The 22,755-nt window shown below is 73.3% G+C and carries 18 protein-coding genes; 6 read left to right on the top strand and 12 right to left on the bottom strand.

The genetic code is table 11. The annotated features are described in order from the left end of the window. Positions 1 to 146 precede the first annotated feature (146 nt). Positions 147 to 1,055, bottom strand: a complete 909-nt coding sequence (locus ACFZB9_RS33105) for a sulfurtransferase (RefSeq protein ID WP_391453399.1) — start codon at positions 1,053 to 1,055, stop codon at positions 147 to 149. Positions 1,056 to 1,233: 178 nt separating this feature from the next. Between ACFZB9_RS33105 and ACFZB9_RS33100 the strand changes: the two genes are divergently transcribed. Continuing rightward, entirely contained in the window at positions 1,234 to 2,010 is a 777-nt protein-coding gene (locus ACFZB9_RS33100) for a VOC family protein (protein WP_391453397.1), read from the top strand. Between the two features lie 4 nt (positions 2,011 to 2,014). Here ACFZB9_RS33100 and ACFZB9_RS33095 read toward each other — a convergent pair whose 3' ends face one another. The 4 genes from ACFZB9_RS33095 to ACFZB9_RS33080 form a co-directional block, all read right to left on the bottom strand. After that, positions 2,015 to 2,665 (bottom strand): thymidine kinase, encoded by a 651-nt coding sequence (locus ACFZB9_RS33095; protein WP_391453395.1) that lies wholly within the window; start codon positions 2,663 to 2,665, stop codon positions 2,015 to 2,017. A gap of 82 nt (positions 2,666 to 2,747) precedes the next feature. After that, positions 2,748 to 3,935, bottom strand: a complete 1,188-nt coding sequence (locus ACFZB9_RS33090) for an alkaline phosphatase family protein (protein ID WP_391453393.1) — start codon at positions 3,933 to 3,935, stop codon at positions 2,748 to 2,750. 10 nt (positions 3,936 to 3,945) lie between these two features. After that, on the bottom strand, positions 3,946 to 4,533 hold the full coding sequence (locus ACFZB9_RS33085) for a DUF5998 family protein (protein WP_391453391.1): 588 nt from the start codon (positions 4,531 to 4,533) through the stop codon (positions 3,946 to 3,948). Between the two features lie 105 nt (positions 4,534 to 4,638). Then, complete coding sequence (locus tag ACFZB9_RS33080) at positions 4,639 to 7,518, bottom strand: GNAT family N-acetyltransferase (RefSeq protein ID WP_391453389.1); 2,880 nt, start codon at positions 7,516 to 7,518, stop codon at positions 4,639 to 4,641. Between the two features lie 249 nt (positions 7,519 to 7,767). Here ACFZB9_RS33080 and ACFZB9_RS33075 point away from each other — a divergent pair, with 249 nt between their 5' ends. Together ACFZB9_RS33075 and ACFZB9_RS33070 are read left to right on the top strand one after the other, a co-directional pair. Continuing rightward, positions 7,768 to 8,049: an HPr family phosphocarrier protein gene (locus ACFZB9_RS33075; RefSeq protein ID WP_391453388.1), complete on the top strand. Its 282-nt coding sequence runs from the start codon at positions 7,768 to 7,770 to the stop codon at positions 8,047 to 8,049. 178 nt (positions 8,050 to 8,227) lie between these two features. Then, positions 8,228 to 8,980 (top strand): SAM-dependent methyltransferase, encoded by a 753-nt coding sequence (locus ACFZB9_RS33070; protein WP_391453386.1) that lies wholly within the window; start codon positions 8,228 to 8,230, stop codon positions 8,978 to 8,980. A gap of 24 nt (positions 8,981 to 9,004) precedes the next feature. Here ACFZB9_RS33070 and ACFZB9_RS33065 read toward each other — a convergent pair whose 3' ends face one another. The 3 genes from ACFZB9_RS33065 to ACFZB9_RS33055 form a co-directional block, all read right to left on the bottom strand. Continuing rightward, on the bottom strand, positions 9,005 to 10,198 hold the full coding sequence (locus ACFZB9_RS33065) for an RtcB family protein (protein ID WP_391453384.1): 1,194 nt from the start codon (positions 10,196 to 10,198) through the stop codon (positions 9,005 to 9,007). A 356-nt stretch (positions 10,199 to 10,554) separates the two neighbouring features. Continuing rightward, positions 10,555 to 11,943 carry a M16 family metallopeptidase gene (locus ACFZB9_RS33060; protein ID WP_391453382.1) on the bottom strand — a complete coding sequence of 463 codons (1,389 nt, stop codon included), beginning with the start codon at positions 11,941 to 11,943 and terminating at the stop codon, positions 10,555 to 10,557. Beyond that, on the bottom strand, positions 11,940 to 13,319 hold the full coding sequence (locus ACFZB9_RS33055; RefSeq protein ID WP_391453380.1) for a M16 family metallopeptidase: 1,380 nt from the start codon (positions 13,317 to 13,319) through the stop codon (positions 11,940 to 11,942). The genes ACFZB9_RS33060 and ACFZB9_RS33055 overlap by 4 nt, the downstream gene beginning before the upstream one ends. Before the next feature lie 285 nt (positions 13,320 to 13,604). On the opposite strand from ACFZB9_RS33055, the gene ACFZB9_RS33050 reads away from it, so the two are divergent. The 3 genes from ACFZB9_RS33050 (at position 13,605) to ACFZB9_RS33040 (ending at position 18,343) form a co-directional block, all read left to right on the top strand. Then, positions 13,605 to 16,052, top strand: a complete 2,448-nt coding sequence (locus ACFZB9_RS33050; protein WP_391453379.1) for a DNA topoisomerase (ATP-hydrolyzing) subunit A — start codon at positions 13,605 to 13,607, stop codon at positions 16,050 to 16,052. 53 nt (positions 16,053 to 16,105) lie between these two features. Further along, positions 16,106 to 17,029 carry a sucrase ferredoxin gene (locus tag ACFZB9_RS33045; RefSeq protein ID WP_391453377.1) on the top strand — a complete coding sequence of 308 codons (924 nt, stop codon included), beginning with the start codon at positions 16,106 to 16,108 and terminating at the stop codon, positions 17,027 to 17,029. 234 nt (positions 17,030 to 17,263) lie between these two features. Then, complete coding sequence (locus ACFZB9_RS33040) at positions 17,264 to 18,343, top strand: C40 family peptidase (RefSeq protein WP_391453376.1); 1,080 nt, start codon at positions 17,264 to 17,266, stop codon at positions 18,341 to 18,343. A gap of 88 nt (positions 18,344 to 18,431) precedes the next feature. Here ACFZB9_RS33040 and ACFZB9_RS33035 read toward each other — a convergent pair whose 3' ends face one another. From ACFZB9_RS33035 to ACFZB9_RS33020, 4 genes are all read right to left on the bottom strand, one after another. Next, positions 18,432 to 20,069, bottom strand: a complete 1,638-nt coding sequence (locus ACFZB9_RS33035) for a cation acetate symporter (RefSeq protein WP_391453374.1) — start codon at positions 20,067 to 20,069, stop codon at positions 18,432 to 18,434. Further along, complete coding sequence (locus ACFZB9_RS33030) at positions 20,066 to 20,572, bottom strand: DUF485 domain-containing protein (RefSeq protein WP_391453373.1); 507 nt, start codon at positions 20,570 to 20,572, stop codon at positions 20,066 to 20,068. The genes ACFZB9_RS33035 and ACFZB9_RS33030 overlap by 4 nt, the downstream gene beginning before the upstream one ends. A gap of 183 nt (positions 20,573 to 20,755) precedes the next feature. Further along, positions 20,756 to 21,415, bottom strand: coding sequence for a response regulator (locus ACFZB9_RS33025; RefSeq protein WP_391453407.1), 660 nt, complete (start codon positions 21,413 to 21,415; stop codon positions 20,756 to 20,758). Positions 21,416 to 21,583: 168 nt separating this feature from the next. Further along, positions 21,584 to 22,750, bottom strand: a complete 1,167-nt coding sequence (locus tag ACFZB9_RS33020; protein ID WP_391453371.1) for a sensor histidine kinase — start codon at positions 22,748 to 22,750, stop codon at positions 21,584 to 21,586. Between the last annotated feature and the right edge of the window lie 5 nt (positions 22,751 to 22,755).

Below are 22,755 nucleotides of genomic sequence, written 5' to 3'. Positions count from 1 at the left end.
GGGGGGGCGGCGGGGCGGGGGGCACCCGGCGCCGGGGGGTCTCCCTCGGTTTGCGGCCCGGGGGGGGTGGTTGGGGGGGGGGGGGGGGGGGGGCGGGGGGGGGGGCCCCCCCGGGGGGGGGGGCCCCCCCGCCGCCTGACGGCGTCTCAGCCCCGCTCGGCCCCGGTCGCCACCGGGCGCCGCGGGTCGTTGGACCACTCGCTCCACGAGCCCGGGTAGAGCGCCGCCTGGTACCCCGCGACCTCGAGCGCGAGCGCCTGGTGCGCCGCCGTCACCCCCGAACCGCAGTACACCCCGACCTGCTTCCCTGCGGCCCGCTGCCCGTCGGCACCGAGCGCGCGGAAGCGCTCCACCAGCTCGGCGGCGGGCCGGAACCGCCCGTCAGCGGCGTTGTTCTCGAAGGTCGGCGCGCTGACCGCGCCGGGGATGTGCCCGGCCTGTGGGTCCAGCGGCTCCGTCTCGCCGCGGTACCGCTCGCCGGCCCGGGCGTCCAGCAGCAGGCCGGTCCTGGCCAGCTCCGCGGCCCGGTCCGCGTCCAGCGTGGGCAGCCGGCCCGGGTTCGGTGTGAAGTCGCCCGCAGCGGGCTCGGGCACCTCGGTGCTCTCCGGCTGCCCGGCCGCGCGCCAGGCCGCGAAGCCGCCGTCCAGCACCCGGACCTCCGGGTGCCCCGCCCAGCGCAGCACCCACCAGGCACGGGCGGCCGAGGTGGCCGGTCCCCCGTCGTAGACCACCACCGGACGCGCCGCCGACACCCCGGCAGACCGCAGCGCGGCGCCGAGCGCGGCCGGATCGGGCAGCGGGTGGCGCCCGCCGGCCCCGGGCGGCGCGGCCAGCACCTCGTCCAGGTCCACGAAGACGGCGCCGGGCAGGTGTCCGGCCGCGTACTCGGCGGCGCCGACCGAACCGCCCACTCCGGTGGCGCGACCCGCGCCGGCGGTGGGCGCCGTGAGCTGCCAACGGATGTCCAGCAGCACCGGCACTCGCTCGCCGGACAGTTCCTTCGCCAGTTCGTCAACCGTGATCAGCGGGGATTTCACCGCGGAATTCTTCTCCATGGGCGTCATTCTGACGCCTCGTTCACGCCTTTGGCGGTCGCCCGGTGGCGTTCCGTGCTCCTTTGTGCGCTCTTTGCCATGATTTCCGCGCCGTCGCCCGGTCTGTCGCCCGACCAGGTGGGAGCATCTGGCTGGGGCCCGAGCCGCCGGGCCGGGCGCCCCCGCGAGGAGGTCTGGAATGACGGCGCTGAAGGTCAGGATCGCCCACGGCACGCCCTGCTGGGTGAGCCTGTTGGTCCACGATCTGGAGCGGGCCGAGGCGTTCTACGGTCCACTGCTGGGCTGGAGCTTCACTCCGGGCCCCACCGAGCTGGGCGGCTATGTGCGGGCCACTCTGAACGGGGCCAAGGTGGCCGGGATCGGCGTGGCGCCCGCCCACTCGGCCCTGCCCACCGAGTGGACCACGTACTTCGCGGTGGACAACGCCGACCAGGCCGCGGCGCGGGTGCGCGAGTGCGGCGGCACGGTGGCGGTCGGCCCGCTCCGTTCCGGGCAGGCCGGACGCCTGGCCGTGGCCGCCGACCTGTCGGGCGCCTTCTTCGGCCTGTGGGAGGGCCAGGAGCACCTGGGCTGGGAGGTGGTCGGCGAGCCGGGCGCGCCGGTCTGGAACGAGCTGGTCACCAAGGACGAGCCGCTGGCCGCCGCCTTCTACGGCTCGGTCTTCGGCCGCGCGGTGGTCGAGGCGGACCCTTCGGCGGTGGCCCGCGGCGAGGAGGACGCCACCCTGCAGGTGGAGGGCCACCGGGTGGCCGGGATCAAGCAGACCACCGACCTGCGCGACGGTCCGCCGCGCTGGCGGATCTACTTCGCGGTCGAGGACCTCGACCTGACGGTGCGCCGGTGCCTGGAGCTGGGCGGCGCGCTGCTGGTGGCCGCGCACGACACCCCGTACGGGCGGGTGGCCAGGCTGGCCGACCCGGAGGGCGGACGGTTCTCGGTGGTCAGGCTGCCCTGACCGGTCAGCCGCGCTCGAACGGGAGCACGTCCGGCGACAGGGCGGCCGCCCTGGCCGTGGCGGCGGTGAGCCGGCGGCGGTGGTGACGGCGGCAGAGCACCTCGTAGCCGACCTCGTGCTCGCTCACCGTGACATCGCCGACCACCACCTGCGGTCCCTCCACCACCATCACCCCGCCGACCGTGCGCGCGTTGTGGGTGGCCCGGGCCCCGCACCAGCAGAGCGCCTCGACCTGGAGGATCTCCACCCGGTCGGCCAGCTCGATGAGCCGCTGGGAGCCGGGGAAGAGCCGGGTGCGGAAGTCGGTGGTGATGCCGAAGGTGAAGACGTCGATGCCCAACTCGTCCACCACCCGGGCCAACTGGTCGACCTGCTCGGCGGCGTAGAAGTTGGCCTCGTCGCAGATCAGGTAGTCGACCTTGCCGCCGGCCGAGAGCAGTTGCACCACGTAGTGCTGGAAGTCGAAGCCGTCGGTCACCTCGACCGCCTCGGCGCGCAGCCCGAGCCGGCTGGAGATGGTGGAGGCGCCCGCCCGGTCGTGCCGGGCGAAGATGATGCCCTGCCGGCCGCGGGCGGCGTGATTGTGGTTCATCTGCAGCGCCAGGGTGGACTTGCCGCAGTCCATCGTGCCGGAGAAGAACACCAGGTCAGCCATGGGTGGTGCGCGGGCCTTTCATCAGACTGATAGTCGGTCGGTCCACCGGCGGGGCGGTGGACCGGGTCGGGCCGAGGAGCGGTCAGGGGCGGACTTCGAGCAGCGGGACGAGCTGTTCGACCGGGGTCATCGACCCGTGCAGCCCGATCATCGCGGACTCCCCCGGCTCGCGGCGGGAGGCGACCACCGCGACGTCGTCCCGGGCGGCGGCGACCACGTCGCCGATCCGGTGGTACACCCGGTCGTCCACCGCCGGGCCGAACCAGCCGGCCTCGATCGCCTGGTCGCGGGTGGCCACCCACATCCGGTCGCCGAGCACCTCGGACCAGACCGTGTGCACGTCGGCGGCCGCGCCGGGCACCGCGTAGACGTGCCGGGCCCGGCCCTCGCCGCCGAGCAGGGCCACGCCCGCGCTCAGCTCCCAGTCGTCGTCGAAGTCGATCCGGCCCTCGGGGGCGATGTCGATCATGCCGTGGTCCGCCGTGACGTACAGCGCCGAGCGCGGCGGCAGTTGCTCGGCCAGCCGCTGAGCCAGCCGGTCGACGGTGTTGAGCATCATCCGCCACTCGTCCGAGTCCACCCCGTAGCGGTGGCCCATGCCGTCCAGCTCGCTGACGTAGGTATAGACCAACGCACGGTCAGCGGCGGCCAGTTGACGGGCCGACAGGTCCATCCGCTCCTCGCCCGTGGTGCGGCCGAGGAACTCGCCGCCCGAGAGCGCCACCTGGGTCAGCGGGGTCTGCGCGAACAGCGGCGAGGAGACCTGACTGGCCGCCACCCCCGCCTCCTGCACCCGCTGGAAGACCGTCGGGTAGGGCTGCCAGCCGCGCGGATCCACCGGCGGCTGCCAACGCAGCTGGTTCATCAGCTCGTTGCGGCCGGGGACGGCCACCGTGTAACCGGCCAGGCCGTGCAGGCCCGGCGGCAGCCCGGTGCCGACCGAGGCCAGGGAGGTCGCGGTGGTGGACGGGAAACCGGCGGTGAGCGGACGGCCCGAGCCACCCAGCGAACCGCCCAGCAGCGAGTGCAGGAAGGGGGCGTACTCGGGATGGCGGCGGATCAGCTCCCACCCGAGGCCGTCCACCAGGAAGACGCAGACCCGGTCGGCCTGGGCGATCGGCAGCGTGCTGGTGAAGCCGGGCACGCCCATGTTCGCCGCCACCGAGGGCAGCAGGTCGCTGAGCGAACCGCTGCCGTATCCCGGGGCGGGCGCGTCGGCGGGGTCGAGCAGCTGGAAGTCGTCGTGGTCGTGCGCCGCGAGGTAGGACATCACGCGGGCCTCAGGCCCTGCTGATGGTGGCCTCGGACAGCGCCCGGGCGAAGGCCAGCGCCTGGGCCACCGTCTCCGGGCCGTCCCCCGCCTCGCTGACCCGCAGCGACAGGTCGTCCGCGGTGGCCGAGCCGGTGTAGCCGTGGTCCGCCTCGCAGTTCGGATCCGAGCAGCCGGCCGGCTCCAGGTCGATCCGCTGCACCGCACCCCACCCGATGGTCAGCACCACCTCGCGCGGGAGCTGGCCCGGCGTGTACGTCTCGGGGTTGGCCACCATCCGGCTCAGCACCACCGAGCCGATCCGGTCCACCCGCACGCACTCGGTGGAGGTGGTCGCGTACGGCACCGGGCTGGTGGCATCCGCGGCCTGCTCGTCGGTGTGGCTCACCACGAACCTGGTGGCCGTCAGCACCAGCACGGTGACGTGCCGACGGACCTCGTTGGCGTCGAAGGTGGTCTCCTGGTGGACCAGGTAGGAGCTGATCGGCTCGGGGCCCACCGCGGACTCCACGGCCTCGGACACCAGCGCGGGGTAGTAACCGCTGCGCTCGATCGCCGAGCGCAGGTCCTGCGTGGTGGTGGTACCGGTCTTCGCCATAACTCCATCCTGGCATGCCCCGCCGACGCGACGGGCTGGACTGCGCCGTACATCCACGCGAACCGGCCACCCGGCCACCGCGCGCACGGGCGCAACCCAGGAAGGCTACAGGGTGCTCATGGCGCGCGGGCCCAGATCGCTGCGGACCGGCAGCGGCGCGAGCCGGACCTGGGCCGCCAGCACCGCCAGGCCGTGCGGCGCCACCACCACCGGCTCGAAGTCCACCGCAGCCACCTCCGGCAGGTCGTCGACCAGCTGGGAGACCCGCAACAGCAGCTCCTCCAGCGCGCCGGTGTCCACCGGGTCGGCACCACGCCAGCCGAACAGCAGCGGAGCCGCCCGCACCTCGCGCACCAGCGCGGCCACCTCCAGGTCGGTGGCGGGCACGAGCCGGTGCGCCAGGTCACCGAGCAGCTCGGCCGGCGCACCGGCCAGCCCGAAGGAGAGGATCGCGCCCACCGCCGGGTCCACCGTGGCGCCGATCACCGTGTCCACCCCGCGTGCGGCCATCTTCTGCACCACCAGATCGGCCCGCGCCGCACCACCGAGCAGCTCGGTCACCTCGCGGTGCGCGCGGCGCAGCCCCTCCTCGTCCGTCAGGTCGAGCCGCACTCCGCCCAGGTCCGGGCGGTGGCGCAGGTGGGCGGCGGTGGCCTTGAGGGCCACGGGGTACCCGAGTGCGGTGGCCGCCGCCACCGCACTCTGCTCGTCCGGGGCGGGCAGCGCCCGCTGCACCTCGATGCCGTAGTGCCCGAGCAACTCGGCGGCCTGCGGCTCGGACAGGACGAACCTCGCGCCACCGGGCTGGGTGCGGGCGGCCTGCCCGATCGGGGAGTCCAGCGCCCGCTCGACCAGGCTCCGGGCGGCCGCGGCGTCGATCCCCTCCAGCTCGGGCACCCGGGCGGTCTGCTCGGCGGTCTCGGCGGTGCGCCGCCACTCGCCGTAGCGGACGGCGTGAGCCAGCGCCCGCACGGCACGCTCGGGCGCGGGGTAGGCGGGGACGGGGTACTCCCCCGCACTCAGCACGGCCGGCAGGTCGGTCAGCGCGAGGTGGGTGAGCAGCAGCGGCTTGCCCAGCACCCGGGCCATCGCCGCCGCGGCCAGCAGTCCCTCGCCGATCGCCGGGTCGGTGGCGGGCAGCGACGGCTCCTCACCGATCGCGATGCTCGGGCTGACGATCGGCGGGATCGCCACCGCGATCACCGCGTCCACCCCGGGGTCGCGCAACGCGGTCTCCAGCGCCACCCGGAAGTTCTCGCCGGTGGCGCCGGTGGTCAGGTCCACCGGCGCGCGCGGGCGCAGGCCCGCGCTCAGGCAGGCGTCGTGGGTGAGCAGGCCGAGCGAGTCCGAGTTGCCCACCACCGCGACCCGGTCGCCGGCCGGCAGCGGCTGGCGGGCCAACAGCTCACCGGTGTCGAAGAGTTCGGTGATGGTCTCGACCCGGACCACGCCCGCCTGCTGGAACAGCGCGTCCACAGTGGCGTCGCGCAGCGAGGTGGCGACGGTCGGCACCGCGTGCCCGGGCGGCAGGCTGCCGGTGTGCCGGGCGCCTTTGACCACCACGATCGGCTTGGCGCCGGCCAGCCGCCGGGCGATCCGGGTGAACTTGCGCGGGTTGCCGAAGGACTCCAGGTAGAGCAGCACCACGTCGGTGGCCGGGTCCTCCTCCCAGTACTGCAGCAGGTCGTTGCCGGAGACGTCGGCGCGGTTGCCGACCGAGACGAAGGAGGAGACGCCGAGCCCGCGCCGGTGCGCCCCCTCCAGCAGGGCCACTCCGATCGCGCCGGACTGGCAGAAGATCCCGAACCGCCCCGCCGCGGGCAGCGCTGGGGCCAGCGAGGCGTTCAGCGGGTGCTCGGGGTTGGTGCTCAGCAGGCCGAAGGCGTTCGGGCCGATCACCCGCATGCCGGCTGCCCGGGCCTGGCGGACCAGCGCGCGCTGCCGTTCTCGGCCGGCGGGCCCGGTCTCGGCGTAGCCGGCGGTCACCACCACCAGGCCGCGCACACCGTGCGCACCGCACTCGGCGACCACCTCGGGCACCGAGTCGACCGGCACCGCGATCACGGCCAGGTCCACCGGGCCCGGGATCTCCAGCACCGATCGGTACACCGGCACGCCCTCCAGCTCGGTGCCGGGCGGGGCGGCCCGGTTCACCGCGTACAGCGGCCCGTCGAAGCCACCGAGCAGCGCACGCAGCAGGGCCCGCCCGGCCGACTGCTCGGTGCGCGACACCCCGATCACCGCGACCGAGCGCGGCGTCAACAACCGCTGCACCGAGCGGGCCTCGGCGCGGTGCTCGCGCCCGCGCATCACCGCCAGCGAGGCGGCGGTGGGCTCCAGCTCGAACTCCAGGTGGACCACGCCGTCGGCGAAGCTTCGCTTCTGGGTGTAGCCGGCGTCCGTGAAGACCTTGGTCATCTTCCGGTTCTCCGGCAGCACCTCGGCGACGAACCGGCGGATCCCGCGCTCCTGGGCGACCGCCGCGATGTGCTCCAGCAGCGCGGAGGCCACACCGCGGCCCTGGTGCGCGTCCTGCACCAGGAAGGCCACCTCCGCATCGGTGCCCTCCCGGCTGGGACGGCCCACGGCGTCGATCCGGTCGTAACGGACCGTGGCGATGAACCGGTCGCGCACCACCACGGCCAGCGCCACCCGGTCGACGAAGTCGTGGTGGGTGAAACGCCGGACGTCCTTGGCGGAGAGCCGGGGGTAGGGCGCGAAGAACCGGAAGTACTTCGACTGGTCGGAGACCTGGGAGTAGAACTCCACCAGGCGTTCGGCGTCCCCGGGGACGATCGGGCGGATCCGGGCGGTGCCGCCGTCGCGCAGCAGGATGTCGGCCTCCCAGTGCTGCGGGTAGCCGGGCTCGGCCAGCGTAGCCGGAGAGTTCTGCGGCGCAGCCGGGGAGTCATGCCGCGCAGCCGGAGACTTCTGCGGCGCAGCCGGGGAGTCCTGCGGAGCCTTGGGATCCTGAGGGTCGTCCACAGCCGCCAGGCTATCCGGCAGCGAGCCGGATGGCGCCCGGCATGCGCGCCCGTCAGGGTGGGGGCCGTCGGGGCAGGTCCGGGGTGGCGGGCGCGGGACGGTGGGCGGGGGCTGGTGGGCCGGGGGCGGCATGGGAGCACACGCCCCGGTTTGCGAACCCGTCACCGCTCGGAGCCACCTTCGCTTCACCCATGCCAGAATGGTCTAGACAACATGTCTGTAAGCAGCACCATCTGAAAGGCACGTCACATGGCTGAGCGCCGCGTCACCATCGGTTGGCCCGAGGGCCTGCACGCCCGTCCCGCCTCGGCCTTCGTCCGGGCGGCCGCCGCCGTGGGCGTGCCCGTCACCATCGCCAAGGCCGCCGGTGGCAACCCGGTCAACGCCGCCTCCATGCTCGGCCTGCTGGCGCTCGGCGCCGAGGGCGGCGAGGAGGTCGTGCTGGCCTCCGACGCCCCCGACGCGGACGCCGCGCTGGACCGCCTGGCCAAGATGGTCCAGGAGGGCCTGGACGAGCTGCCCGCGGCCTGAGCCGAGAGCGCCTCGCGCACTCCCCACGCTCCGAAGGGGCGCCCCGATCGCCGTGGGGCGCCCCTTCGGCCTGCCCGGCGACCACCGCGGGGCACCTGCCCGGGCGAGCCGGCCGCCCGGAGCCGGCGATCCGGCCGAACCCCGTGCGGATCGGGCCCGCAGCTGCCAGGCTGAACCGGTGGACCGCCAGGAACTCACCCGCCTCGCCCATGCCCATCACCCCATCGCCGCCCCGCTCGCCGACGAGAGCGTGGCCGCACTGCTGCGCCGGGCCCTGCGCCGCGGTGACGAGCGGGTCCTGGAGCTCGGCTGCGGCCAGGGCGCCTGGCTGCTGCGCGCACTGGCCGCCCACCCGGACCTGACCGCCGACGGCGTCGACCCCGACCCCGAGGCCCTGACCCAGGCCCGCACGACCGCGGAGCACCTCGGCGTGATCCGCCGCCTGGGCCTGCACCACCAGCCGCCCGCCGAGTTCAGCGCACCCCGCCCCTACGATCTGGTGCTCTGCCTCGGCACCGGCGAGGCCTTCGGCGGACTGCTGCCCACCCTCGCCGCCGCCGACCGCCACCTCGCCCCCGGCGGCACCCTGCTGCTCGGCGAGGGCTACTGGCAGCGCCCACCCGACCAGGCGGCCCTGACCGGCCTCGGCGCCGCCTCGGCCGACTTCGACTTCGACGACCTGCCCACCCTGGTCGACCGGATCACCACCGCCGGCTGGGCCCCGGTCCACGCCCACACCAGCACCCGCGACGAACTCGACGACTACGAGTGGTCCCGCACCGGCACCCTCACCGAGTGGGCCCTGGACCACCCCACCCACCCCGAGGCCCCCCGCACCCACCACCTCGCCGCCGAACACCGCACCAACTGGCTGACCGGCTACCGCGACGCCATCGGCTTCATCACCCTCCTGCTCCGCCGGGCAGACTGACCAGCCGTCACGACCGGTGCACGGTCAGCCCTTCACGCAGACGACCTGCTTGAGGTGGGCGACCACCTCGACCAGGTCCCGCTGCTGCTCCATCACCTTCTCGATGGACTTGTACGCGCCCGGGATCTCGTCCACCACGCCGCTGTCCTTGCGGCACTCCACGCCCTGGGTCTGCTCGACCAGATCCCGCGTCGTGAACCGCTTCTTGGCAGCCGTCCGGCTCATCTTGCGACCCGCGCCGTGCGAAGCGGAGTTGAACGAGGCGGAGTTGCCCAGACCGCGGACGATGTACGAACCGGTGCCCATCGAGCCCGGGATGATCCCGTAGTCGCCGGAGCCGGCCCGGATCGCGCCCTTCCGGGTGACCAGCAGGTCGACGCCGTCGTAGCGCTCCTCGGCCACGTAGTTGTGATGGCAGCTGATCACCGGCTCGAAGGCGACCTTGGCGCGACGGAACTCCGCCCTGAGCACGTCCTGGAAGAGCGCCATCATCAGCGCCCGGTTGCGCTTGGCGTAGTCCTGCGCCCAGAAGAGGTCCTGCCGGTAGGCGTTCATCTGCGGGGTGTCCGCGATGAAGACCGCCAGGTCCCGGTCGACGATGCCCTGGTTGTGCGGGAGCGACCGGGCCACGGTCATGTGGTGCTCCGCCAGCTCCTTGCCGATGTTGCGGGACCCGGAGTGCAGCATCAGCCAGACCGAACCGGAGGCGTCGACGCACACCTCCACGAAGTGGTTGCCCGCTCCCAGCGTCCCCATCTGCTGCATCGCCCGCTCGCGCCGCCACTTCACCTCCGGCGCCACGCCCTCGAACCGGTCCCAGAAGTCGTCCCAGCCCGCCGTCGGGAAGCCGTGCAGCTTGCCCGGGTCGACCGGCTCGTTGTGCAGGCCCCGCCCGACCGGGATCGCCTGCTCGATCTTCGAGCGCAGCCGGCTGAGGTCGTCGGGCAAGTCGCGGGTGGTGAGCGAGGTCTTGACCGCGCTCATCCCGCAGCCGATGTCCACGCCGACCGCGGCCGGGCAGACCGCGCCGTTCATCGCGATGACGGAGCCGACGGTGGCGCCCTTGCCCAGATGGACGTCCGGCATCACGGCCAGGCCGTGCAGCCAGGGCAGGGTGGAGATGTTGCGCAGCTGCTGCATGGCCGCGCCTTCGACGGTGGCCGGGTCGGCCCACATCCGGATGGGGACCCGCGCGCCGGGTACCTCGGTGTACGACATGGTGAAACTGACCCCCAAAGGTCGACAAGATCAAGGGTAGAACCGCCACGCGAAGCGTCCGGCGTGGCTCGGGAAGACTCGGGAAGGCTCAGCAGAGCCCGGGATGGCGCGGCAGGCGCGGCATCGCGCTCAGGCGGTGCGGCGACGCGAGACGCAGGCAGACGGCCTCGGGGAGCGTCGGGCGTCGTGACGCCTGGCTGGTTGCTCGACCCGCATGGTGACCGCCTCCTCTCCGTCCGCTCAGGTGCCGCGCGGTGCGACGGAGCTATCAACCCACAGTCCGGGAGGCCGGCGCAACGCAATAACGCGAGGGCCTGGCGGGTGCGCCCGCCAGGCCCTCTGATCAGCCGTCAGCCTCAGTTGGCGACCACGGTGACCTCACCGATGCCGAGCTCCTTGACCTGGTCGGCGATCACCGAGGCGTCCCCGACCAGCACGGTGACCAGCCGCTCGGGCGGGAACGCCGCCACCACGGCGGCGGTGGCGGCCGCCGTGTCGAGCTCGGCCAGCTGCCGGTAGATCTCGGCCTGGAAGTCGTCGGCCAGGTACTGCTCGACCTGGTCGGCCAGGGTGGCGGCCACCGATCCGGCCGTCTCGTACTTCAGCGGCGCGACGCCGACCAGGAACTGCACGGCCTCCTCGCGCTCGCCGTCGGTCAGGCCCTCCGAGGCCAGGGTGCGCAGGATGGTCCAGGTGTCGGCCAGCGCGGGGGCGGTGGAGGCGGTGTCCACCGAACCGCTGATCGCCAGCAGCGCGCGCCCGGAGCCCTCGGCGTTGGAGCGCAGCGGCTGGGCGAAGGCCCGCACGCCGTAGGTGTAGCCCTTCTCCTCGCGCAGCACCCGGTCGAGCCGGGAGGTCAGGGTGCCGCCCAGGCAGTAGGCGCCCAGGGTCTGCGCGGCCCAGCTGGGGTCGTGGCGGTCCGGCCCGATCCGGCCGATCAGCACCTGGGTCTGCACCGAGCCCGGCCGGTCGACGACGATCACCCGGCCGGCGTCGTCGGCACTGACGGCGGCGGCCTTGCTGGGGGCGGTCCGCTCGCCGGTCCAGCGGCCCAGGGTGGACTCCAGCAGTGCCGGCAGGTCGACACCGGTGAGGTCGCCGACGATCACCAGGGTGGCGGTGGACGGGCGGATGTGCTCGGCGTAGAAGCCCTGGACGGCCGCGCGGTCGATCTGCTTGACGGTCTCGGCGGTGCCCGAGCGCGGCCGGGAGAGCCGGTCCGCGGCGTCGAACAGCTCGGCGTAGAGCGCCTTGGCGGCGCGCCGGGCCGGGTTGGCCTGCTCGTGGACGATCTCGTCCAGCCGGTTGGCGACCAGGCGCTCGATCTCGTCGGCGGGCAGCGCGGGCGCCCGCAGCGCGTCGGCCAGCAGGGTCAGACCGCGCTCCAGGCGGGAGGCGGGGACCTCCAGGGCGACCCGGATGCACGGGTGGTCGGCGTGCGCGTCCAGGGTCGCGCCGGCCCGCTCCAGTTCGGCGGCGAACTCCTCGGCGGTGAGCGTGTCGGTGCCCTCGCTCAGCGCCCGGGCCAGGATGGTGGCGACGCCGTCCAGGCCGTCCGGTTCGGCGGCGAGGGGGGCGTCGAGCAGCACCTCGACGGCGACCAGCTGCTGACCGGGACGGTCGCAGTGCAGCACCGTCAGGCCGTTGGCCAGCGCGGCGCGCTCGGGCGCGGGGAAGGCCCAGGGGGTGGGCGTGCCCGGCTGCGGCTGTGGGTGGAACGTCATGGTGGGAACGAAGGCGGTCATGCGGCGTCCTCCTCGTCTGCGCCGTCGGCGGCGTCGTCGTCAGCGGTGGCGGGGAGCGGCTCGTAGACCAGGACCGCCCGGTTGTCGGGGCGCAGCCGCGCCGCGGCGACCGCCTGGACCTCCTCGGCGGTGACCTCCAGCACCCGGCCCAGGGCGCCGTTGACCAGGTTGGGGTCGCCGAAGAGCACGGCGTAGCGGCACAGCTCGTCGGCGCGCCCGGCGACGGTGGTGAGCCGGTCCAGCCACTCGCGCTCGATCTGGGCCTGCGCCCGCTCCAGCTCCTCCGCGGTGGGGCCCTCGGCGGCGAACCGGGCCAGCTCCTCGTCCACGGCCAGTTCGATCTGCTCGACCGTCGCCTCGCCGGAGGTCTTCACGTCCAGCCAGCCGAGCGAGGGGGCGCCGGTCAGCCGCAGCAGGCCGAAGCCGGCCGAGACGGCGGTGCGGTCGCGGCGGACCAGCCGGTTGTAGAGGCGGCTGGACTCGCCGGAGCCGAGCACGGTCAGCGCCAGGTCGGCGGCGTCGGCCTCGCGGGTGCCGTCGTGCGGCAGCCGGTAGGCGGCCATCAGCGCGCGGGAGGGGACCTCCTCCTCGACCAGCTCGCGGATCTCCTCGCCGATGGTGTCGGGCAGCGTGCCGTCCCGCGGCGGCTGCTTGCCGTCGTGGGCCGGGATGCTGCCGAAGTACTTCTCCACCCAGGCGATGGTCTGCTCGACGTCGATGTCGCCGACCACCGAGAGCACCGCGTTGTTGGGCGCGTAGTAGGTGCGGAAGAACGTGCGGGCGTCCTCCAGCGTGGCGGCGTCCAGGTCGGCCATCGAGCCGATCGGGGTGTGGTGGTAGGGGTGCCCGTCGGGGAAGGAGAGCGCGGTGAGCTTCTCGAAGGCGGTGCCGTACGGGACGTTGTCGTACCGCTGGCGGCGCTCGTTCTTGACCACGTCGCGCTGGTTCTCCATCGACGCGTCGTCGAGGGCGGCCAGCAGCGAGCCCATCCGGTCGGCCTCCAGCCAGAGGGCGAGCTCCAGCTGGTGGGTGGGCATGGTCTCGAAGTAGTTGGTGCGCTCGAAGCTGGTGGTGCCGTTGAGGGAACCACCGGCGCCCTGGACCAGCTCGAAGTGCCCGTTGTTGGAGACGTTGGCGGAGCCCTGGAACATCAGGTGCTCGAACAGGTGGGCCAGACCGGTGCGGCCCTTCACCTCGTGCCGGGAGCCGACGTCGTACCAGAGGCACACCGCGGCCACCGGGGTCAGGTGGTCCTCGGAGAGCACCACCCGCAGACCGTTGGCCAGCCGGTGCTCCGTGATGGCGAAGCCTTGACTTCCTGAACTGGCTTGACTAGCTGAACTGGCTCCGTGGGAGGCGGGGGCCGGGTTGGCCATGCGCTCGGATCCTTCCCGTCAGGTTGGGGTCGGGGGGAACGTCGGGTCGTGCGGTCCCCATTGTGGTGTAACGCGCAGGGCGCCGGGATGTGTCCGCGCAGGCGGCCCGTTCGCCACCGGCGGAAGCCGCCCGGTTCGCCCCGGGTCCGCGGAAACGACCGCCGAGGCCACCGCCGGGGTGGCCGTTGGCCGGGGCTGTCGGTGCGAGGGTCCACAATGGGGAGCGCCGTACCCTCCGGTGACGACATGTGAAGCAGCTGACAGACGCAAGGGAGCCCCGCCGCGATGGCCCGCCGCAGTTCGCCGACCCCGCCGCCCGGAGACTTCGAGGAGCGGATCCTCGACGTCGATGTCGTGGACGAGATGCAGGGTTCCTTCCTTGAGTACGCCTACTCGGTGATCTACTCGCGCGCCCTTCCGGACGCGCGGGACGGTCTCAAGCCGGTACACCGGCGCATCCTCTACCAGGCCAACGAGATGGGCCTGCGCCCCGAGCGCTCGCACGTGAAGTGCGCCCGCGTGGTCGGCGAGGTGATGGGCCGGCTGCACCCGCACGGGGACGCCTCGATCTATGACTCGATCGTCCGGATGGCCCAGCCGTTCTCGATGCGGGTGCCGCTGATCGACGGGCACGGCAACTTCGGCTCGCTGGGCAACGACGACCCGCCGGCCGCGATGCGCTACACCGAGTCGCGGCTGACCGCGGCCTCGATGGCGCTGGTGGAGTCGATCCACGAGGAGACCGTCGACTTCGGGCCCAACTACGACGGCAGCGAGCAGGAGCCGGTGGTGCTCCCGGCCGCCTTCCCGAACCTGCTGGTCAACGGCACCTCCGGGATCGCGGTCGGGATGGCGACCAACATGCCGCCGCACAATCTCAGCGAGGTGATCGCGGCCGCCCGCCACCTGATCAAGCACCCGAACGCCGACCTCGACACCCTGATGCGCTTCATCCCCGGTCCCGATCTGCCCACCGGCGGACGGATCGTGGGCCTGTCGGGCATCCGGGACGCCTACCAGAGCGGCCGCGGCACCTTCAAGATCCGCGCCACCACGACGGTGGAGAACGTCACCGCCCGCCGCAAGGGCATCGTGGTGACCGAGCTGCCGTTCACGGTCGGCCCGGAGAAGGTGATCGGCAAGATCAAGGACCTGGTCAACGCCAAGAAGCTGCAGGGCATCGCGGACGTCAAGGATCTGACCGACCGTGAGCACGGCCTGCGGCTGGTGATCGAGGTCAAGAACGGCTTCGTGCCCGAGGCGCTGCTGGAGCAGCTCTACAAGCTGACGCCGATGGAGGAGACCTTCGGCATCAACAACGTGGCGCTGGTGGACGGGCAGCCGCTGACGCTGGGCCTCAAGGAGCTGCTGGAGGTCTACGTCGACCACCGCTTCGAGGTGGTCCGCCGGCGCAGCGAGTTCCGGCGCCGCAAGCGCCAGGAGCGGCTGCACCTGGTCGAGGGCCTGCTGGTGGCCCTGGTCGACATCGACGAGGTCATCGCGCTGATCCGGTCCAGCGACAACGCGGCCCAGGCCAAGGAGCGCCTGATGGAGCGCTTCTCGCTCTCCGAGACGCAGACCGCGTACATCCTGGACACCCCGCTGCGCCGCCTGACCCGCTTCGACCGGGTGGAGCTGGAGGCCGAGCAGTCCAAGCTGACCACGGAGATCGCCGAGCTGAGCGAGATCCTGGAGTCGGACACCAAGCTGCGCGCCGTGGTCTCGGGCGAGCTGGGCGCGGTGGCCAAGCAGTTCGGCACCGAGCGGCGCACGGTGCTGCTGGAGGCCGGCGCGGTCTCCTCGGCATCCCTCACGGTGCCGCTGGAGGTGGCGGACGACCCGTGCCGGGTGCTGCTCTCCGCCACCGGCCTGCTGGCCCGCACGGCGGACGGCGAGGCGGGGCAGGGTGCCGACCGTTCGAAGCACGATGTGATCGTCAGCGCGGTGCCGGCCACCGCGCGCGGCGATGTGGGCGCGGTGACCTCCAGCGGCCGGGTGCTGCGCCTACCGGTGATCGACCTGCCCGCACTGCCCCCGCAGCCCGCGCTGTCGTTGGCCGGCGGGGCCCAGGTGAGCGAGTTCCTGCGGCTGGCCGCGGACGAGCGGGTGATCGCGCTGACCACGCTGGACGAGTCCTCGCCGGGCCTGGCGCTGGGCACCGTGCAGGGCGTGGTGAAGCGGGTGGTCCCGGAGTGGCCGGCCAACAAGGACGAGTTCGAGGTGATCGCGCTCAAGGACGGCGACGAGCTGGTCGGCGCGGTGGAGCTGCGCACCGGCGAGGAGGAGCTGGTCTTCATCACCAGTGACGCCCAGCTGCTGCGCTACCCGGCGGGCCAGGTCCGCCCGCAGGGCCGCCCGGCCGGCGGCATGGCCGGGATCAAGCTGGCGGACGGCGCCCGGGTGCTCTCGTTCACGGCGGTCGACCCGGCCGCGGACGCGGTGGTGGTCTCGGTCGCGGGCGCCTCGGGCACCCTGACCGGGGAGGCCCAGAGCAGTTGGAAGGTCACGCCGTTCGAGCTCTACCCGCGCAAGGGCCGGGCCACCGGCGGGGTGCGCTGTCAGCGCTTCCTGCGCGGGGAGGACGCACTGGCCTTCGCCTGGGCCGGGCCTGCTCCGGCCCGCGCCGCGGCGGCCAACGGCGCCCCGGTCACGCTGCCGGAGCGCGACCCGCGCCGCGACGGTTCGGGCATTCCGCTGAGCACACCGGTCTCGGTGGTGGCGGGTCCGGTCTGACCTGCGGAAAAGTCCCTCCCGGGCGCCCGATCGCACAGCGATAGGGTGCCCGGGTGAGCATCTGTACGAGCCTCTCCGATGAACTGGCCGAGCCGCTGGCCGCCACCGCCGCGACCGCGCGGACCTGGCTCCTGATCGAGCAGAGCGGCCCCTGGGGCGCCAAGGCACTCACCGAGAGCCACCTCGACGAGCGGCTCGGCCGGGAGTTGGAGACCGCCGGCGCGGGCACCGGCGTCCGGGTGGCGCTGATCCGGCGTCCCGGACGGCACGCCGACGACCGGCCGGCCGCCCGCCACCAGGTGATCCTCGCGCACACCGTGCCGGGGCAGGGCTGGATCCGGCGGGCCGAGCTGTCCGACCTGGCGGAGCTCCTGACGCTGGATCTGGCCGCCGCGGGAGCGGGCGAGCACGGCGGCTTCGGCACCGCGCACACCGGCGGGCCGCTCGCCCTGGTGTGCACCAACGGCCGGCGCGATCGTTGCTGCGCGCTGCTCGGCCGCCCGCTGGCCGCCGAGTTGGCCACCGCCGGCCACAGCGAGGTCTGGGAGGTCACCCATCTGGGCGGACACCGGTTCTCCCCCACCATGCTGGTCCTGCCCTACGGCTACGCCTACGGGCGGTTGACCGAGGCCTCGGCCAAGGAGGTGCTGGCCGCCACCGCCGCCGGGCAGATGCGGCCGGCCCTCTCCCGTGGCCGCTCCTGCTGGGAGCGTCCGGCCCAGGCGGCCGAGCAGGCGGTGCGCGAGCTGATCGAGGAGCACGCCGCCGAGACGTTGACGGTGACCCAGGAGCCGCTGGCCGCGGGCGAGTGGCGCTGCCTGGTGCGGCACGCCGACGGCCGCGCCTGGCTGGTCGAGGTGGTGCAGGGGCTGAGCGAGCCGCCGCGCCCGGAGAGCTGCGGCAAGGCCCCGGGCACGCCGGTGCGGATGGACGTGCGCTCGGTGCAGGGGCTTGTCCGACAATTCCCAGCGCGCTGAGCCCGGCCCGCCCTGCTCGTACCCCCTGTCACCGAGCGTGCACCCTCTGTCGGCGCAATCCACGGCGCCGGACCGGACTCGGGCGGCCTAGCGTGGCGGCCGTGGGCCTCCGCCCACGCGACGGCTTCCGCTCGCCTCGAACGGAAGCCGTAGTGCCGTGCGGAACCGGTCGCTCTCGGCCCGGTTCCGCCGTCCCGGCCGCCCGGCCGGGCGCACGGAAGGAATGCACCGGATATGAAGCAGGACCTCAGCCCGGACCTGACCTCTGCCGACCAGATACCCGACCGCAGCGCGGCCGAGGCGGGCGCCCTCGCCGCCTGTACCCCACCTCCCGCGGACGGCGTGCACCAGCGGGCCACCCGGCTGCGCCACCGGGTCGGCCTGGCGGCCGCGATCGTCGCCGGCGCCGGATCGATCGGCCTGGGCGCCGATCTCGCGAGCGCGGCACCGGCCCCCGAGCAGCTGAGCAGCAGCCGCGGACCGGTCAGCACCGACGACCCGGCGAACGGTGACGGCGGCTCAGCCGACACCCCGGACCTCGCCGCCCAGGACAGCACGGCCACCGACGACACCGACACCGGTGCGGCCGACGACAGCGGCCTGCCGACGGACGGGGCGACGGACGAGGGCACGAACCAGGACACGGCCCACGCCGACACCGCCCAGGACCAGAGCACCCCCCAGGACCAGAGCACCGCCCAGGGCGACGCCACCGACCAGGCGACGCCGAGCGACAGTTCCGGCGGGGGCGACAGCGCGAGCGGCGGCGACATCCAGCAGGGCTGGGACGGCTCGGTCTACTGGTTCCGCAACAGCAGCGGCGAATGGCGCTACACCAGCGACCGCGACATCTACCTGAGTCGGATCGCCTCGGCCGGCGACGACACCGGCGGCACCGACTCCACTGCGGCCCAGACGCCGGACACCCGCGCCGGCCAGGCCGCGAGCAGCGGCAGCGTCGAGACGGCCGTCGAGTTCGCCACGGCCCAGCTGGGCAAGCCCTTCGTCTGGGGCGGCAACGGCCCGGACGGCTACGACTGCTCCGGCCTCATCCACGCGGCCTTCCGGCACGCCGGCATCTCGCTGCCCCGGATCGCCAACGACCAGTACGCCGCCACCACGCCGGTCAGCGCGAGCCGGATGCGCCGCGGCGACCTGCTGTTCTGGTCGTACGACGGCAGCGTGCGCGGCATCCACCACGGCGCGATCTACCTGGGCAACAACCGCTACATCGAGGCTGCGCACCCGGGCACCTACGTCCGGATCTCCACGCTGAACAGCGGCTACTTCCCGACCTTCATCGGCCGGGTGTGACCTGCCGCGCCCCTGCTGAACGCACCGTGGACCCCGGCCGTGAGCACGGCCGGGGTCCACGCGGGTGCCGGCACCCGCCGATCCGGGGTCAGACGGCTCCGGCCCCGGTGAGCGAACGGACCTCCAGTTCGGCGAACTTGTCCGCGTCCGCCCGCTCCTCACCGCTGACCGTGCCGACCCAGCCGAGCAGGAAGCCCAGCGGGATCGAGATCAGCCCCGGGTTCTCCAGCGGGAACCAGTGGAAGTCCATACCGGGGAACATCGCGGTCTTGCTGCCGGAGACCACGGGCGAGAAGAGCACCAGCACCAGCGCGGGCACCAGCCCGCCGTAGGTGGCCCAGCAGGCGCCGCGGGTGGTGAAGCGGCGCCAGAAGAGGTTGTAGATCAGGGTGGGCAGGTTGGCCGAGGCCGCCACCGCGAAGGCCAGACTGACCAGGAAGGCGACGTTGAGCCGCTGGGCGAACAGGCTCAGCACGATCGCCAGCCCACCGATCAGCACGGCCGCCAGCCGGGCCACCACCACCTCCTGACGTTCCGTGACCACCGGCCGGTCCGAGCGGCGGAAGGCCTGGGCATAGAGATCGTGGGCGAACGAGACCGAGGAGGCCAGGGTCAGGCCCGCGACCACGGCGAGGATGGTGGCGAAGGCGATCGCCGAGGTGAGGGCGAACAGCAGGGTGCCGCCGGTGCTGCCCTCGCCACCGCCGAGGTTGAGCGCGAGCAACGGAACCGCCGTGTTGCCCGCCGAGTTGGCGGCCTTCACCGCCTTGGAACCCACCAGCGCGGTGGCCCCCAGGCCCAGGACGACGGTCATCAGATAGAAGCAGCCGACCAGCCCGATCGCCCAGATGGTGGAGCGGCGGGCGGCCCTGGCAGTGGGCACGGTGTAGAAGCGGGAGAGGATGTGCGGCAGGCCAGCGGTGCCCAGCACCAGGGCCAGGCCGAGGCTGACGAAGTCGAGCCGGCTGGTGGTGGAGCCGCCGTACTTGAGCCCGGGCTCCAGGTACCGGTCACCGGCGCCGCTGCTGCGCGCCGCGGCGTGCATCAGTTCGGCGAGGTCGAACTGGAAGCGCACCAGGACCCAGCAGGTGAGCAGGACGGCGCCGATCATCAGCATCATTGCCTTGACGATCTGGATCCAGGTGGTGGCGCGCATACCGCCGACCGTCACATAAATGATCATCAGGGCACCGACGGCAACGATCGTCCAGGTGTTGGCGGCAGCCCCGGAGGTCCCCAGCAGCAGGCCCACCAGACTGCCCGCGCCGACCATCTGGGCGATCAGGTAGAGCAGGGTCACCACCACGCTGGCGCTGCCGGCGGCCGCCCGCACCGGACGCTGCCGCATTCGGGTGGCCAGCACGTCGGCCAGGGTGTAGCGGCCGGTGTTGCGCACCAGTTCGGCCACCCACATCAGTACGACCAGCCAGGCGACCAGGAAGCCGATGCTGTAGAGCATGCCGTCGTAGCCGTAGAGCGCGATCAGTCCGGTGACGCCGAGGAAGGAGGCCGCGGAGAGGTAGTCGCCGGAGAGCGCGATGCCGTTCTGCAGCGGGCCGAAGTCACGGCCCCCGGTGTAGAAGTCCTCGGCGGCCTGACCGCGCCGTCCCACCCACAGGGTGATGGCCAGGGTCACCACGACCACCAGCGCGAAGAGCACGACGGCCAGGCCGTGGTGGTCTCCGGGGCCGATCGAGGGAACAGCGGCGTGTGGGGTAGGAGTCATCGCAGCTGGTCCTGGGTCTCCCAGCGCAGGCCGAGGGCGGCTCGGTCGCGCTTGGTGCGGGCGTTGCGGGCGTACAGCCAGGTGATCAGGAAGGTCGAGACGAACTGGAGCAGACCCAGCAGCCAGGCGATGCTGAACGGGCCGGCGACCGGGGTGCGCATCAGGTCGGGCGCGGCCGCCTGGGCTGTCACGTAGAAGAGGTACCAGCCGAGGAAGACCGCGGTGGCCGGGAAGACGAAGGTCCGGTAGTTGCGGCGGATCTCCTGGAAGGCGGCGCTCTGCTGGACCTCGCGGTAGACCTCGGCGGCAGCCGGATCCGGCCCGGGTTCGACGGGTTGGAGTGGCCGCTGGGCAGGCAACGCGCTGCGGGTCGCGACCTTGCGGGCGGCGGGCCGGACGGCCGCGCCGGGTGGACCGGACGCACCGGGAGTTGACCACCAGTCAAATCGCTGGCCCTGCCGGGGCGTCCGGCCGGTCGATCCGGTGACTTCGTGCTGTGCCAATGCTGCTCCTGGCCCGGGATGCACCACCGAGTGGTGGGGCGTCGGGTATCGGCACCGGGCACTCCGGACGACCCGCCCCGAAGATCCATGCGGCGTACCGACGGCGCCCTGACGGGAACCATGATGGCAAGTCAGAAACCGAAATGTGGCATTCAGCCGGGATTTTCACCCGATGAGGTGAGTTCAGTCGGTTCGCGAACTACCGGAAATCCCGTGCCTGAAGGCATAGCTGACCGCTTGCGCACGATCCCGGACGGCGGTTTTCGCGAAGAGGTTGTTGATATGCGTCTTGACGGTGGCCGGGCTGACGAAAAGCGCCTCGGCGATCTCGGCGTTGGACAGGCCCTCGGCGATCAGCGCCAGCACCTCGGCCTCACGGGCCGTCAGGCCGTCGGGCAGCTGGCGCTGGCCGGCCGTGCCCTGGGCCGTCGGCTCGCCCTGCTGCGGCTGGACCGGCGGCGAGCCGGCGGCGGGCGCGGCACCGGCGAGCCGCTCCAGCAGCCGCCGCTGCACCTGGGGCGAGAGGCCCGCCGCACCGGCCCGGACGTCGGCGATGGCCCGGGCGATCTCCTCGGCGCCGGCGTCCTTGGTGAGGTAGCCGCGGGCGCCCGCCTGCAGCGCGGGGAAGAGCGAGTCGTCCTCCGCGTACGTGGTGAGCACCACCACCTCGGTGCCCGGGTGGTTCGCCCGGATCAGCCGAGTGGCCTCCACCCCGTCGCAGCGCGGCATCCGGAGGTCCATCAGCACCACGTCCGGGGCGTGCTCGGCGACCATCCGGACCGCCTCGTCGCCGTCCGCGGCCGCCCCGACCACCGTGATCCCGGGCAGCAGGCCCAGCAGCATCACGATGCCCTCGCGCACCACGGTCTGGTCGTCGGCGACCAGCACCCGTGTCGTCGGCGCTGTGTCCCTCGCCCCGCTCCGCTCGTGCACCGGCCACCCCGTTCCACGCTGTACGCGCTCGTTCCGTCCTGCCTACCGGTCCTTCTTACCGTGCCGGGCGCGCCGCGGTCACGCAGGCAGCCGCAGCCGCACCAGCCAGCCGTCCGGCTCGGGGCCGGCTTGCAGGCTGCCGCCGATCAGCTCGGCCCGCTCGCGCATGCCCAGCAGTCCGTATCCGCTGCCGCTGGCGGACAGCTCCGACAGCCCACCCTCGGCCGCTCCGCCACCGTTGCGGACCAGCAGCTCCACCTCCTGGTCGAGGTAGCGCAGCTCCACCGTGCGCCGGGCCCGCGGCGCGTGCTTGCGGATGTTGGTGAGCGCCTCCTGCGCCGTGCGCCGCACCGCGAGGCCGACCTCGGCGTCGAGCGGGCGGGGGGTGCCGGTGACGGTCAGCCGCGCCTGCTCCTGGTGGGCCAGCTCCACCAGGAACTCGCCGACCGGGGTGAACTCGCCGCGCAGCGCGGACAGCGCCTGCTTGGTCTCCTTGAGCCCGTCCTGGGCCATCCTGCGGGCCGCCACCACGCGCTCCCTGATCTGCTCCCGGTCGGCCCCGCTGTCCAGCATCAGCCGGGCGGCCTCCAGGTGGACCAGCTGGGCCGACAGGCTGTGCGCCAGCACGTCGTGGATCTCCCGGGCGATCCTGGCCCGCTCGGCCAGCGCGGCACTCTCCGCCTCGGCCGCCCGGGCCGCGTGTTCCTGCTCCAGCAGCCGCTGCGCGGTGCCACGGGCCTCGGCGTCGAGCCGCAGCAGGTAGCCCAGCAGGCTCAGGCCCGCCACGGTGGCGAGCAGCGCGAGGAAGGTGTTGCCGCTGAGCACCGCGTAGGAGGCGAGGGCGGCGGCGCAGGTGGGCAGCGCGGCCGCGAGCGGCATTCGCTGCAGGGCCAGCACCGCGAGCACGCACCAGATCACGTCACCCAAGGTGTCGGCTCCGATGTGGTGCGCGATCGGGGCCAGGACCAGTAGCTGTCCGGCAACCGCCAGCGACCAGCCGATCCGGTGCCGGCGGGTGGTCCGGAAGAACAGTTGGAGCACCACGACGGCGGCGATCAGCAGGACCGTCGCCCCGACGACGGTCCCGGTCCCCCCGGTCAGCCGGTCGCCGTTGAAGGTCCCCAGGGTCACCCCCGTCAGCATCGCCAGCCTGCCGACGACGGAGAGCATCAGGCCGGGCAGCGCCCGCTTCTCCCGGGCCAGGCCCTCCCGCGAGGGCCAGCGCGTCCAGGTGTCCAGCGGCACGGGCA

Source organism: Kitasatospora sp. NPDC008050 (genome assembly GCF_042957465.1).
In the GTDB taxonomy this organism is placed as follows: domain Bacteria; phylum Actinomycetota; class Actinomycetes; order Streptomycetales; family Streptomycetaceae; genus Kitasatospora.
The sequence above is the reverse complement of the archived record's forward strand: the minus strand, read 5'-3'. Positions and strand labels throughout refer to the sequence as shown.